This is a genomic window from Spirosoma endbachense (genome assembly GCF_010233585.1).
Taxonomy (GTDB): Bacteria; Bacteroidota; Bacteroidia; order Cytophagales; family Spirosomataceae; genus Spirosoma; species Spirosoma endbachense.
In genome coordinates, this window is record NZ_CP045997.1 from 4462041 (window position 1) to 4475791 (window position 13751).

15 protein-coding genes are annotated in these 13751 nt (G+C 47.3%); 10 read left to right on the forward strand and 5 right to left on the reverse strand.

Going from position 1 to position 13751, the window contains the following annotated elements; translation table 11 throughout:
* Nucleotides 1-208: 208 nt before the first annotated feature.
* Together GJR95_RS17995 and GJR95_RS18000 are read left to right on the forward strand one after the other, a co-directional pair.
* A complete protein-coding gene (locus GJR95_RS17995; protein ID WP_162387179.1) occupies nt 209-601 on the forward strand; it encodes a hypothetical protein in 393 nt (130 codons plus the stop codon).
* 69 nt (nt 602-670) lie between these two features.
* The gene (locus tag GJR95_RS18000; RefSeq protein WP_262889796.1) at nt 671-1255 is read left to right on the forward strand and encodes a protein-S-isoprenylcysteine O-methyltransferase; all 585 of its coding nucleotides are present in this window, start codon (nt 671-673) and stop codon (nt 1253-1255) included.
* Nucleotides 1256-1277: 22 nt separating this feature from the next.
* On the opposite strand, the gene GJR95_RS18005 is transcribed toward GJR95_RS18000, so the two are convergent.
* Nucleotides 1278-1664 carry a hypothetical protein gene (locus tag GJR95_RS18005; RefSeq protein ID WP_162387181.1) on the reverse strand — a complete coding sequence of 129 codons (387 nt, stop codon included), beginning with the start codon at nt 1662-1664 and terminating at the stop codon, nt 1278-1280.
* A 286-nt stretch (nt 1665-1950) separates the two neighbouring features.
* Here GJR95_RS18005 and GJR95_RS18010 point away from each other — a divergent pair, with 286 nt between their 5' ends.
* The 3 genes from GJR95_RS18010 to bla are packed head-to-tail and all read left to right on the forward strand — an operon-like array spanning nt 1951 to nt 4432.
* Nucleotides 1951-2862 carry an alpha/beta fold hydrolase gene (locus GJR95_RS18010; RefSeq protein WP_162387182.1) on the forward strand — a complete coding sequence of 304 codons (912 nt, stop codon included), beginning with the start codon at nt 1951-1953 and terminating at the stop codon, nt 2860-2862.
* A 25-nt stretch (nt 2863-2887) separates the two neighbouring features.
* Entirely contained in the window at nt 2888-3337 is a 450-nt protein-coding gene (locus GJR95_RS18015) for a RidA family protein (protein ID WP_162387183.1), read from the forward strand.
* A 45-nt stretch (nt 3338-3382) separates the two neighbouring features.
* Nucleotides 3383-4432 (forward strand): class A beta-lactamase, encoded by a 1050-nt coding sequence (bla, locus tag GJR95_RS18020; RefSeq protein ID WP_162387184.1) that lies wholly within the window; start codon nt 3383-3385, stop codon nt 4430-4432.
* 31 nt (nt 4433-4463) lie between these two features.
* Here bla and GJR95_RS18025 read toward each other — a convergent pair whose 3' ends face one another.
* Nucleotides 4464-5492, reverse strand: a complete 1029-nt coding sequence (locus GJR95_RS18025; protein WP_162387185.1) for a sensor histidine kinase — start codon at nt 5490-5492, stop codon at nt 4464-4466.
* Between the two features lie 256 nt (nt 5493-5748).
* Here GJR95_RS18025 and GJR95_RS18030 point away from each other — a divergent pair, with 256 nt between their 5' ends.
* Nucleotides 5749-7266: a right-handed parallel beta-helix repeat-containing protein gene (locus tag GJR95_RS18030; protein ID WP_162387186.1), complete on the forward strand. Its 1518-nt coding sequence runs from the start codon at nt 5749-5751 to the stop codon at nt 7264-7266.
* 137 nt (nt 7267-7403) lie between these two features.
* The gene (locus GJR95_RS42170; RefSeq protein WP_232541234.1) at nt 7404-8774 is read left to right on the forward strand and encodes a sensor histidine kinase; all 1371 of its coding nucleotides are present in this window, start codon (nt 7404-7406) and stop codon (nt 8772-8774) included.
* A gap of 80 nt (nt 8775-8854) precedes the next feature.
* Here GJR95_RS42170 and GJR95_RS18040 read toward each other — a convergent pair whose 3' ends face one another.
* On the reverse strand, nt 8855-9790 hold the full coding sequence (locus GJR95_RS18040) for an NADP-dependent oxidoreductase (RefSeq protein ID WP_162387187.1): 936 nt from the start codon (nt 9788-9790) through the stop codon (nt 8855-8857).
* An 89-nt stretch (nt 9791-9879) separates the two neighbouring features.
* Here GJR95_RS18040 and GJR95_RS18045 point away from each other — a divergent pair, with 89 nt between their 5' ends.
* A complete protein-coding gene (locus tag GJR95_RS18045) occupies nt 9880-10728 on the forward strand; it encodes an AraC family transcriptional regulator (protein WP_162387188.1) in 849 nt (282 codons plus the stop codon).
* Nucleotides 10729-10781: 53 nt separating this feature from the next.
* On the opposite strand, the gene GJR95_RS18050 is transcribed toward GJR95_RS18045, so the two are convergent.
* Nucleotides 10782-11768, reverse strand: coding sequence for an aldo/keto reductase (locus GJR95_RS18050; protein ID WP_162387189.1), 987 nt, complete (start codon nt 11766-11768; stop codon nt 10782-10784).
* Between the two features lie 299 nt (nt 11769-12067).
* Between GJR95_RS18050 and GJR95_RS18055 the strand changes: the two genes are divergently transcribed.
* Nucleotides 12068-12259, forward strand: coding sequence for a hypothetical protein (locus GJR95_RS18055; RefSeq protein WP_162387190.1), 192 nt, complete (start codon nt 12068-12070; stop codon nt 12257-12259).
* A gap of 62 nt (nt 12260-12321) precedes the next feature.
* Here GJR95_RS18055 and GJR95_RS18060 read toward each other — a convergent pair whose 3' ends face one another.
* Nucleotides 12322-12801 (reverse strand): ankyrin repeat domain-containing protein, encoded by a 480-nt coding sequence (locus tag GJR95_RS18060; RefSeq protein ID WP_162387191.1) that lies wholly within the window; start codon nt 12799-12801, stop codon nt 12322-12324.
* 414 nt (nt 12802-13215) lie between these two features.
* Between GJR95_RS18060 and GJR95_RS18065 the strand changes: the two genes are divergently transcribed.
* Nucleotides 13216-13746 (forward strand): molybdopterin-dependent oxidoreductase, encoded by a 531-nt coding sequence (locus tag GJR95_RS18065; protein WP_162387192.1) that lies wholly within the window; start codon nt 13216-13218, stop codon nt 13744-13746.
* Nucleotides 13747-13751: the final 5 nt, after the last annotated feature.

Below are 13751 nucleotides of genomic sequence, written 5' to 3' on the forward strand. Positions count from 1 at the left end.
CACTTATCAGAAAGAATGACTTAACCATTTCTCTCTGTTTATCAATACGTTATACTTTAAACAAATTACATTCTTTTTATACATTCGGGGAAAATAAAAACAGCAACAGGCAATCATTATCTAGCGAAGAATCGGGCTAAATAGGGGTTCTGGTTCAACAAGACAGGTAGTGACTTGACGAATTGTACATCCTAAACTCTTCTATATAATGAATGCCAAAAACCTGTTTACGGTCGTTGCCATCCTCTGTTTGCTGTTTGGATCAGGGCTTACTTTTGCACCCAATTTTATGGGTGAACAATACCTGACAAATCCTTCCTGGATTAATGAAGGGGCAAAACTTCTGGCCCAGGGTTGGGGATCTCTACTGATGGTAACCGGCGTTGCGTGCTGGTATATCCGAAATGCGGGCCCATCCTTAGGGCGTAAAGTAATGCTCTTGTTTAGCCTTTTATCGAATCTAGCCCTGATCGTCATTCATTTAATCGCCATTCTTAACAGGGTCGAAACCACACTTGCCTGGGTTCAGGTCGTAATGGCGCTCATCCTTGCTGGTTGGGCGGGGATGCTCTTCCGACAGGAATCCACTCTAGATGTTTGATTTTGTGAGGTTAGGTTCTATTCATTAAAAGAGCATAACAATACAGGAATTAGCAAAATGAGTTGAGCGATGAATCATGATCTGGTTTTCCGCATTTTATTATTGGCGTGTTATATACCCAGCCAACTAATCAGACAGTACATTTTACGGAAAAATCCGCATGCAAAGACTGTAAAATCAGTTAACCAGAGACGAGAGTTACTTATGTATCGAATAGGCGTCGGCTTATTCGTTCTCCCTATTTTTTATGGCTTAACGAATTGGCTCGATTTCGCCAGTTTTACCTTACCATTTTGGTTAAGATGGACTGGTTTTGGCATTTCATTGCTGGCGGCCGTTGTCCTGCTGCTTTCTCACCAGGCTTTGGGGGCAAACTGGACCGGACAACTAAACATTCAGGAGAATCATGTTTTGGTGGTCAGAGGTATCTATACTTATGTCTGCCATCCGATGTATCTATCTTTCCTGTTATCTGGTATCGGAACCCTGTTACTTTCTGCCAATTGGTTCATTGGAGCGTCCTTACTTATCTGGTTCTGGATCATGTATCTGGGTAGAATTAACCATGAGGAACAGGTGATGATTAGTGAGTTTGGTGAACAGTACGAAACGTATATGCGCTCAACAGGACGTTTGCTGCCTAAAATACTGTAAGTCAGACCTATTTTTGAAGTCACTATTTCTTACTCTTAAGCGCATTCTGCCAGACCGGAACAAAATCATAGGTTGGATAAAACTCTGTCGTATAGGCTCCCCAGGCTCCGTTTTCAATTGTTAGATTCAGCGCCCGGAGGTCTCTTGCCGGAATTTTGACCGTGACGACCTGTCCAATTCCCATCATCACATACCACGACACAACGCGCGCTTCCTTCGGCGGAAACATTTCCAGAAACTTGTTCTTTTCCTGGATTTCCTGAATCGTCTTCAGGTTTTTATCCTGCTGATGCTTCAGGAAAATGGTAATCATGACACTGTCTGAGGCCGTTTTCGCATCTTTAGGAAGCTGAGCATAGCAAATTCCGGCCGAAAGGAGAATGGTTGTAACAAGTAAGATTAGCTTCATGACGATAGTTCTGGTTCGTAGAGAGTTAACAATTGGGCTCGTTTATGTTTTACCAAACATCAGATATTTATCGATTTACTGCATTTTGATTGCCTGAACTAGGTCAGACCTTTTCTCCGGAAACAACGATCTGGATGCGCTGACCAAGGCTGTGTAATGACTCCGGGTAGAACTTTTCAAGACAAAAATTGCAAGAAGGCAGGAAACGCATGATGATTCAGCTAAAGTGCTTATTATTACAGGCTTTACCTATTTTCTTACGCCAAACTTCTCGCAGAAAGCAGTCATGAACAAACGATTACTCTGGTTAATCCCTCTCCTACTCGTTCTGGCTGTTTATCTCATTCCCACGCCTAAACAGGATGCTCCTGACTTATATGACGGACCAGATAAAAGGCTTATCAATGGGCTGGCAAAATTCAGAGACATACCAACCCGTTCGATTAACGCCAGGGGTTATGACTGGCCTTATCTGGTGTTGGGTAGCGGCCCTAAAACGATTCTTTTCCTGCACGGCATGACGGGCGGTTATGACTTTTGGTGGCAGCAAATGAACGAGTTCAGTCGCGATTATCGGGTAATTAGCGTTACCTACCCGCCCGTTGATAACCTGTCCGATTTGGGCAAAGGAATCATCGCCATTCTTGATAAAGAAAAAATTGATTCTACTGTTGTCGTCGGTAGCTCACTGGGCGGTTATCTGACCCAATATTTATTGGCTATGTATCCCAAACGGGTTGAAAAAGCGGTACTTGGCAATACATTCCCGAAGAACGATATTCTCGAAGAAAAGAATAAATCAAAAATAGCCGTGGCCACCTGGGCACCCGAATGGGTAGTCATGAATAGCCTGCGCCAGAACTTTTTCGATCAGGTGTTGCCTGCCTCCGAAAACAATCCCTTAGCGAAGGCTCAATTGCTTGAAAATACATACGGTCGCATGTCGAAAGCGCAGTTTCTTGCCCGGTACTACTGCGTTATCGATAAATTTCAGCCCGTTGATGGGAAACAGACAAGGGTTCCATTGCTGATCATGGAATCCGATAATGATCCGCTTGTTTCCCCCGATCTGCGCGCCCAACTGAAACAATACTACTCGACGGCACAGGTTCATACGTTTCATCACAAAGGGCACTTTCCTTACCTGAATGCAAGCGATGAGTACAACTCGGCTTTACGAAAATTTTTAACTCAATAGTGTAACCAGTTAACCAGCCAAATCCATGAAATTCATTTTTACTACCCTACTCATTGTCGGCACAACGATCGCTCTATTTGCCCAAACCAAACAGATCGTTCAACCTAAGGGCGTTCCACCGGGGCCCTATCCGTTTAGTCTGGGCGTCATCAGCAATGGTTTACTTTTCGTAGCCGGTCAGGTTGGCACTGATCCACAAACGGGCAAACTGGTTCCGGGAGGTGTTGAAGCCGAAACGGAGCAAACCATCAAGAACATCAAAACGATTCTGGATGCCGCTGGCGTTACGCTGGACGATGTCGTGACTGTAACGGTTTATTTAAGCAACATGGACGATTTTCCGAAAATGAATGCGGTCTATCAGAAGTTCTTTAAAGCAGGCAGCTACCCGGCCCGAACAACCGTGGGCGTTGCCAAACTGGTCTTTGGAGCCAGCGTTGAACTGACCATGACAGCCGCTGTTCCGAAAAAATAAACCTTTTCAGCCGAGCGACACCCTACAAGCTCATTGCTCATCACCATGAACACCTTCACCAAACTATTCTCCCTTCTTTTATTGTTCGGTGGGCAACTAACCATAGCCCAAAAGCCGAAAGCAGCCAAACAAACCGTTCCCCAATCGCAGACAGCTATTCCGGTTCGACTTGAGCAGGAGTTAGTACGATTGTCCGATATTTCGGGCGGGAAAGTAGGCATCTGTGCGGTTCATCTCGAAAGCGGGAAAACCATCAGTCAAAACGGGAAAGACCATTTCCCGATGGCCAGTTCATATAAAGTTGCGATTGCGACTCAGCTTTTAAGCCGTGTTGACAGTGGAAGCATTACCCTCGACCAGTTGATTCCGATCACTAAAAACGATCTTCATCCCGGCAGCGGCATGCTGACTGGCCGGTTCAACTGGCCCAATTCGCCGAGTCCTCCGGTAGCACTTTCGGTCAGGAGCTTGCTGGAGCTTATGTTGCTCATTAGCGACAATAGCGCAACCGATGTTTGCCTGCGGCTGGCGGGAGGGCCTGATGCCGTGAATGCCTGCATGAAGCGGCTTGGCATCGACGGTCTTCAGGTTAATCGCCCAACGGCCTGGCTCATTGCCGATTGCGTGGGCATTCCGATGGATATGAGTCAGGCCTGGTCGCCAGCCCGCTACGACTCGCTTGCCAGGTTTTCTACACCCGAAAAACGGGAAGCGAGTTACATTGCTTTTGAGAATGATATCCGGGATACATCAACTCCAGAGGCCATGACGCTGTTACTGTCGAAATTATATACGCAATCCATTTTAAAATCCGACAGCAAAGCCCTGATGCTCGACATCATGAAACGGTGTGAAACGGGTCTCGCCCGGCTGAAAGGTGCATTGCCTCCCGACACCGAAGTGCTGCACAAAACGGGCACTATCGGACTGACGGCCAGCGATGTCGGTCTCATTACCCTACCGGACAACGCTGGGCATGTAGCGATTTCTGTATTTGTCAAATCATCGAAGAAAGACGGTGCCTTGCGCGAACGAGCCATTGCCGAAGTCACCCGGACAATTTATGATTACTTCCTCTTTACGAATCAACTATAAGTTGTAATCCTAACTGTCTTTGTCCTTGGCATCAAACTAACGGCACTTTTACCCGAAACTCGATTGCATCCTCTTCGATCGTTGGGCTTGGCTTTCCCAGTATCTGGTATTTAGACAGGATGTTTGTCAGTCCCACACCGTTCGAGAGCACACGGCTGGGTTTACGTTGGAGGTTGTTGCTCACAATTAACTGCGATTGTTCGTTGGTGGTGAGCCGGATCGTAAGGGGTTGTTCGGGCAGGATAATGTTGTGTTTTACCGCATTTTCGACTAATAGCTGTAGCGTCAGCGGAGGAAGATGCATGGCTTCAGAACCGGGCTGAATCTGCGTTACCAGCGTCAGCGCATCCCCGTGACGGGTTTTCAGCAAATGGTAGTACGACTGAATAAATGCCAGTTCCTCCGCCAGGGGTGTCAGCGGATTTTCGTTTGAGCGCAGCAGATACCGATAGACGGAGCTAAGTTCTTCGGCAAAAGCCTCCGCTTTTCTGGGATCTTCGCCAATGAGCGATATGAGTGAATTCAGGCTATTGAATAGAAAATGCGGATTCACCTGCTGACGCAACGTATCCAATTGAGCCTGAAGCTGGGCTTTGCTGAGCGTATCGACCTCCTTCCGCGACTGCTGCCAGTTTCCGAACGTATCCATACTTTCGTAGGTAATGACCACAATGGCCACAATGATCGTAGTGAAGAGCAAGGCCAGTCCCAGTCGGGTAAGAGTGGGCTCAAAACCAGGCATTGCCACTAGCCAGTACAGGAAAAAGAGTACTGTCGTATGCAGCATCGAACTGATGGAACAGGCCATAAATCGCCTGAAAGCCCGAATTACATATTCCTGAGGGTCAGGATGCAACTGGTTTATTTTTAGCGCAATGCTATTATTGACATACCAGTTCAGGAACGAATCGGCAAGAACGATGCCGGTAGCCAGGCCAAACGTCGGCCAGCTTTGCCAGTAAGCATGCCCAATCAGCAACCAGTTTAAGATACTGATATACAGGGGAAGAACAATAATCTGTAAAAGCCAATCGTAACGGGAATAGGCTAAAAACTTCATGACTTAAGGTAGAGAACCAGGTAATCAAAGCTACAAAATTCTCCCAAGCAATCAAGGTTATTTGTCCGGAAAGTACCTAAGTAATCACCTTATAGCAGCGTTCCATCGGGTGTAAGACCTACCACATCGTCACCAACTAAAGTCACTTCAACCACGGCTTTTACCGTTTCATGCATACCGTTGTTTCGGGCCGGAACACAGGCCAATACCTTTGAACCCGTTAAACAACAAACCCCGCACAAGCGGTCCTCTTTTCATGAAACCAAACATATTTACCTCCCCAAACCTCTTTACATTTACGTTTATTAACCCAGTTAAAGGTCTTCTGGCAGTACTGATCGCCAGCCTGCTCTTCATGACAGGCTGCAAAAAAGAAACAGATGTTAACCCTGCTGGCACCCTAACTGCCAACGCCGGGCCTGATCAATCCGTACAGGTTGGGCAAACAGTCACACTCGATGGCTCGGCCTCCAACGACAGCCAGGGAAAACCACTCTCGTACCAGTGGACTTTGTTGCGCAAGCCCGCCAAAAGTACAGTGACACTCACGGGAGCTACATCATTCAAACCGACCTTCAAACCCGACGAAGTCGGTGAATACGAAGCAGAACTGACCATTACGGGTACGAACGGCAAAAGCACCGACAAAGTACTCATTGCGGCATCAGTCGCTGAACCTCTGGCGATTAGTGCCAACATCACCGTTAAAACGAACCTCGTCGATCGCGTACTGAACCCCGATCTCCCGGACTACATTGTCACGAAAAACATTGATGTACAGCATGAACTGACCATCAACCCCGGCGTCGTGATCGCTTTTGAGCGCGATGTACGGATGAACGTCATTGACGGTAGTGGTTTGCTGATTGCCAAGGGCACCGCCGATAATAGAATCAAGTTTGTAGGCGTACAGAAAACGAAAGGATTCTGGGTCGGCATCACGCTTTATTCGGGCAGCAACGCCAACGTAATGGACTATGTCGACATTATGCATGCCGGGAGCCGCACCATCTACAGCACCACGAAATCGGCCCTGTTTCTGTCTGGCGGCAGCAAAGCACAGATTGCGCTGAAAAACTGCCTGTTCTCACAAAATGATGGCTATGGCATCTACGTGTATGATGGCGGGCTCCTCCGCGAATTTGCGCAGAATGCGTTCACCAGCAATACAGAAGCGGGTATCCTCCTCGACGCAGCCAATGTGGCGAAACTTGACGCAGCGTCAACATTTACGGGCGGTAATGGCCGCAATGTAGTGGAGGTAACACCATCGGGCATCAAAGGCAGCAGTGAAGTGGTCTGGGCAGGTTTCAACGATAAAACCCCGTACCGAATCAGCGGTGACTTTACGGTCAATTCAGGCTGGAAACTAAATCCGGGTGTTACGCTCGAGATGAACCGCGACGCTGTTATCCGCATCAATACTGAAGGTTATCTGTCAGCCAAAGGCACAGCCAGCCAGAAAATTACGTTCACGGGTGCCGACCGCACGGCAGCTTACTGGAAAGGGCTCATCTGCTATTCTCAGGACGCGAAAAACCAGCTCGAAAACGCCGAGGTCAGCAATGGAGGAAGCACCGCAATCGTATCCGGGAAAAAGGCCAACATCGCGATCTATGGAACAAAAGCCGTCATGGCGATCAAAAACACCCGAATCAGTGGCAGTGGTGGCTACGGTGTTTACGTTGCCTATGGCGCATCAGCCAATACGGATGTAACATCGGCCAATACCTATGAAGCGAACAGTCAGACGAATGTATTGATCGAAAAGTAATCAACTCCGATATACCCGTCAATAATGCCCCTGGTAACATCATATCACCGGGGGCATTCCCTATTCATGTTCGCCTTATTTTCCAGTACGCCTACCCTCCTGTTGATCATCTCACCTCCTAAGCCATTATTCGACTCATGACCTTTCAGATTTGGGGAGCCGTCTTTACGGGAATGGTCCTGTCGATCATGTTGTTGAACGTGGTCCAGTGGATCATCTACCGGAACCATCTGTATGGCCTGTATACGCTCTACATGCTGGCCTGGCTCTTCTATTTTGGTTTACGGGTATACGAATTCCGGGACTGGTTTTCGGTAGAAACCAACTACTTCGTTCGGGCGGTTGCACCAATGGGAGCCTACTATGTCTATTTCGGTTTCGCCGATGCGATACTGGATCTACACCGGCGATTACCCCGCTTCTATCGACAGTTGCAGTTTGTCAAGCTTGGCATTGTGATCTATGTGGCGAGTCAGTTTGTGCTTTGCTACGGATGGCCAGTCTGGCATCCCTCCCTTTACGAAGCCAGTTTCATTGCCATGCGGCTCGCAATGGCCGTTCTGGGCATTTACGGAATCCGGCAAATGCTGAGCTTGCGCGACGCAGTATCTACAGCCTATGCCGTTGGCACAGGATTTCTGTTGATTGGCGGGCTGACGGCTATGTTTATGTCGCTAACCTGGCCCGGTGAAGATTGGTCGGGACCCTTCTGGAATGTATCGCTGTCTTATATGCAGATGGGTATTATTGCCGAACTGGTCTGTTGTTCGCTTGGGCTGAGTTATCGGCAGCGACAGGCGGCCGTTCGGAATGTGCGGATGGAGCAGGAACTTACGAACGAACGCGAAAAGCACCACCGCGATCAGCTGGAGGCAGAACTGGCGATGCAACGTCTGGAGCAGGAAAAGACGGAAGTACACATTCGGGCCCTACAGGCCCAGGTAAACCCCCATTTTTTGTTCAATAGCCTGAACTCGCTGAGTGCACTCATTGAAGATGACTCCCAGAGAGCCGTTGTTTTTCTGGATGAACTGAGTTCGGTTTATCGGTATCTGTTACGCGCCAATGATCAGGTTCTTATACCATTGGCCGATGAACTGGCGTTTATCCGGTCTTACAGTCATTTGCTGCAAACCCGACACGGAAATGCCCTGCGAGTAGTATGCAATGTAAAGCCCTACCTCCTGAACCGGCAGTTACCTCCCCTGACACTTCAGCTACTAGTCGAAAATGCTGTCAAGCATAACGTCGCGCTGCCCGAACAACCCCTGGTTATTGCCATCGTTACTGATCAGAACGACCAGCTTCAGGTTCGTAACAACGTACAACGCAAAACGGTACGTGTGGTTTCCAATGGTATTGGTCTGGCCAATATCTGGTCGAAATACCAAATGCTGAACCAGACCATACCGACGATCCGCGAAGATGACGGCCAGTTTACGGTAACACTCCCCCTGATTACAGCTGATAACGCACTTCCTGAGTCATCCCGAAAGCTGACGTCCTGAACGAAATCACTTCGGGCGGGAAAGCTCCGTTTCAAGATATATCTATGTGATAGATGGAGACCAGTTGTAGTTTTCCATGGCTACACCAGAACGGCTACTTTACCCTGTGTTTTACCCGTTTCGATTTGTAGATGTGCTTTTCCCATTTCGTCGAATGCAAAGGTTTGCGAAACATGCGCTTTCATTCGGCCATCTGCCAGGAGGTCGGCCAGTTTCTGCATATCTTCGCCATTCGACTGCACGCGTATCGGGAAACCGATCATTCCTTTTGCCTCCGCTTTTGCCTTCACTGCTTCGTTTTTTCCAGAGGGAATGCTAATGATCGTGCCTCCTTTGCGCATCACTTCCAGCGAGCTATCGATGTTTTCGCCACCAATTGTGTCCAGAACGAAATCAATGTTTTGGGTTGCATCGGCTAAGGATTTGGCCTTATAATCGATGTGTTCATCGGCGCCAAGCGACAGAACAAACTCTTTATTGGCAGCCGAAGCTGTACCGATCACATAAGCCCCAAGCTGTTTGGCAATCTGCACAGCAAAATGACCGACTCCACCGGCGGCCGCATGAATCAGCACCCGCTGGCCAGCCTGCACCTGCGCGTGCGAAACGATTGCCTGCCAGGCAGTTAGTGCGGCCAGGCTGGCAGCTGCGGCTTCCTGATGTGAAATAGAAGCCGGTTTTAACGACAGATGACTCGCTGGGGCCACAACATATTCAGCATAGGTTTTACCAATTCCGGGGAAATTAACCATGCCAAAAACTTCATCGCCCCGCTTGAACAAAGGCGATTTCGACTCCGTAACGACACCCGAAATATCCCAGCCAAGGATCATTGGATTTTCATTTTTAAAGAGACTGGACATGCCTTTGCCCGACCGGGTCTTCACATCTACAGGATTAACGCTAATCGCTTTTACCTGCACCAATACGTCATTATCTGCACCTGCTGGCGTGGCTAATTCGGTTAAAACGAGGTTTTCAACACCGCCAAAATCGGTAAGAGTAATTGCTTTCATGAGTAAATTTTAGTTGACTGGCACAAAATTATACAGCCGATAAAGGTATTTTTCTGCACATAGTTTCGCTATTTCTGTACATTTATACCATGTTGAAGGAAAATCTGCACGAGCCATTCCAAATTGTCATCAAAGAGCTGAACGAGTGCCCAAAGAAAGAGCATGAGCATACGTTTTTTGAGTTGGTTTACATCCTCTCAGGAACTGGCCAGCAATGTATCAATAAGAATACGTTCGCTTATCACGCAGGAAATCTGTTTCTGATCACACCGGATGACTCCCATTCGTTTACGATTGAAACGACTACCCAGTTTTTCTTTCTGCGGTTCAGCGATATTTATATCAAAAACAGCACCCTTCAGGCCGACGGCGTTCAACGGCTTGAATTCATTCTACAAAATGCCAATCACGAGGCCACCTGTATTCTGAAAAATCAAACGGACAAAGCGCTGGTTAAACCGATAGTTGAAGCGATTGTACGCGAGTATGTAAACCGCAGTCTCTACAACAAAGAACTGATTCATCAACTCGTCAATACACTGATTGTTGTGGTGGCCCGCAACCTGGCGATGTATCTGCCTGATCCGATCAATGAGCAATCGGAAGAAAAGGCGCTGGCTATTTTACAGTATATCCAGCATCACATTTACACACCGGAGAAAATTAGTGCGGAAAATCTGGGACGCCATTTCGGTATCTCGGGGTCGTATCTTGGGCGCTATTTTAAAAAGCACACCAATGAGACGATGCAGGAATACATTACCCACTATCGGCTGAAGCTAATTGAAAACCGGCTGACGCACAGTGACATGCGAATTACCGAAATTGCAAACGAGCTGGGTTTCACGGACGAAAGCCACCTGAACCGTACGTTCAAAAAATACAAAGGTGTGAGCCCTACCGTTTTCCGAAAGACGCTACGGCACAATCCAGCATAATCGCTCCCAGGTAACAACTATAAAGGGCACCCATCACAGGCGCCCTTTTATACTCAATTTTTATCGACGAATTTCAAATTACCTGCGTTATAGCGATCGCCCGTATCCGGATATTTTCGGAGCAGGTCTTCAATCTCCAGCAGCGTCTGACCGGACAATTGCACATCGACACTCCCCGCATTTTCCACTAAATACTTCCGCTTTTTAGTGCCTGGAATTGGAATTACGTTATCGCCCTGGTGCAGTACCCAGGCTAGTGCCAACTGAGCGGGTGTACAACCCACGTTTTGGGCAATATCAGCAAATTCCCGTGCCAGTTGGGTATTGTTATCGGCATGGTCGGCCTGATAGCGAGGCAACGTTTTTCTGAAGTCGCCATCCTTTAATTCTGTCACATCCAGCGTGTTGGTCACCAACCCTCTGGCCAGCGGACTAAACGGTACAAATGAGATCCCAAGCTCTCGGCAGAGGGGCAAAATTTCCGTTTCTACCTCCCGCGTCAACAGTGAGTATTCGCTTTGCAAGGCAGAAATGGGGTGAACCGCATGCGCGCGCCGGATGGAGTTTGGGGAAGCTTCAGAAAGGCCAAGGTATTTGACTTTGCCTTCTTTGACCAGATCAGCCATTGCACCGACCATTTCTTCGATCGGAACATTCGGATCGACACGGTGGGCATAATACAGGTCAATAACATCGGTCTGTAAACGTTTCAAACTGGCTTCAACGGCTTGTTTGAGATAGGCCGGTGAGCCATTGAAGGTGGAAAACTTTCCGTTTCCTTCAGAGACAAACCCAAATTTGGTGGCGATAAAAATCTTGTCCCGGTTGGGCTTCAGAACCTGTGCGATCAGTTCTTCATTTTTGCCGCTTCCGTAAATATCGGCAGTATCCCAAAAGTTAATACCCAGTTCGAGGGCTTTGTGCAGGGTAGCAATGGACTCGACATCATCGGGTTGCCCATAGGCATGACTCATGCCCATACACCCGAGTCCAATAGCTGACAATTGGCTATCCGTGTTGCCTAAGGTTCTGTATTTCATATAATGGGTTCGAGATTCGTAGTTTGATATCCTGATGAACATCAATAGGCGGCTCTATAATTCGAACACAGCGGTTAACTATTACGCTTCCTATTTAATGAGAAGATTCTGGTTCGTTACCAGTACTTTAGTTTATCAGGGACAGATTTTAATCAGGCCATACCATTTCCCATGAGTAAATACGATTTGGCCGACATTGCACAAGCTTAAGTAAGCTTCTCTTATTAGTAGTTGACAATCAACTAATTGATCTGTATTTTCCTGGAAGTTTATCCCTGACTCCAGCAATTGCAAATACAATGAAACAGGCTTTTCACTTCTTACGCGACTACTGGGCCCGGTTTATCCGTTTACTGTTCCCTGACAGAAATGCAAATCAGCACACGACAGCTCAGCACATCGAGAACCCAGACGATGTAGGTATGCTCTATTACAGCATCCCTGGCAGAAGTTTTACCGGATCTATTTATAAAGGGCGCATCCTGAAATAGACACAATTTCTGAGGCTGGAATCGAGCGTAAATTGAGTTCATGCTATGAACTCATGCTGCCGCTATTTCCCTAATTTGCTTTGGATCAAGGCTACAATTTCCTTGCGATTTCTGGATTTGGCAAAATCCAGCGGAGATTTACCGTCGTTCGAAAGCAGGCTTAAATCCGAATTAGCGGCTAACAGTAATTTGACAATATCAACATTATCCTGCCAAATCGCATCGTGTAAGGCGGTATAACCATTGTAAGGCCCTTGTTTATTGATATCAATATTGTATTCGATCAGGAGTTTAGCCGCTTCGGTTCGACCAGCATAGGCCGCGGCATGTAAAGCGGTAGCCTTCATTCCCGGATCAACGGCACGTACATCAGCGCCAGCTTCTAAGAGTAATTTGACGATTTCGTTATATCCCTTATAAGCGGCAATGACCAACGGAGCATCCTGATTGGCATCCAGCTCATCAACATCAGCACCATTTTGAATAAGTTGCTCAACAAGCAAACGATTGTTTTTATTGATGGCATTCATTAAAGCTGTCATATCAATTCCGCTATTTTAGGTAAATAAATCAGTTAATAAGGAAGGTTGGCAAGCGTTATTGGGACCTGAAGGATTCCCACCGGCAATTGCCGGTGGCACAAATTACTACATGTTTACAACTTGCAAAAAAGCATCCTTTCTTTTTCTACAACAAGACCACGTTAGCCAATCCAGGTGGCTAATCAAATCAAGTACTACCAGTACTATTCCAATTTCTGTTTTATACGTACTAGTCATAACAAACCTATAAGGTTTTTGAAACCTTATAGGTTTAAATTGGCTGAGCACAAGTTACACGTCAGCCCGTATATCCCCATAACCAGATGGACTGAGTAGCACACACGTCAAATGTCAACCGAGGTCGTTATATTTGTTCAACCATAACGTCAACTGGCATTTTTCAGTCACTGCATCATGCATAACTTTTTCCTGAATCAGAATACCGTTCTGCCCAATTGTATCCGCTATGCTTCGGCGGTACTCTGTTTGTTCTTTTTTTTACTGGTTACCCGCGCCAATGCCCAGACAGTACTCACCATTTCGGGTGAAGTGACCAAACCGCTCACCTTGCAGGTAGCCGACCTCAAAGCAATGCCTCATACCAGCGTAACGGGTAAAGATAGAGACGGAAAAGAGCATCAGTATTCTGGCATTCCTCTGGTTGATCTGCTCAAACTGGCAGGAGCCACACTGGGCGGGGAACTACGCGGAGAAAATCTGGTCAAGTATGCGGTTGTAAAAGCCATAGACGGCTATGAGGTTCTGTTTGCCCTTCCCGAAATTGATCCTGAGTATGCCACACGTACCATTCTATTAGCCGACAGCGTCGATGGTAGTCCCTTGCCACAGGGCGTAGGCCCTTATAGGGTGGTCGTTCCCGGCGAAAAAAAACCAGCTCGCTGGATTCGGGAAGTCAAATCCATTGAGATTCGATTTGCTAAATAATTGAT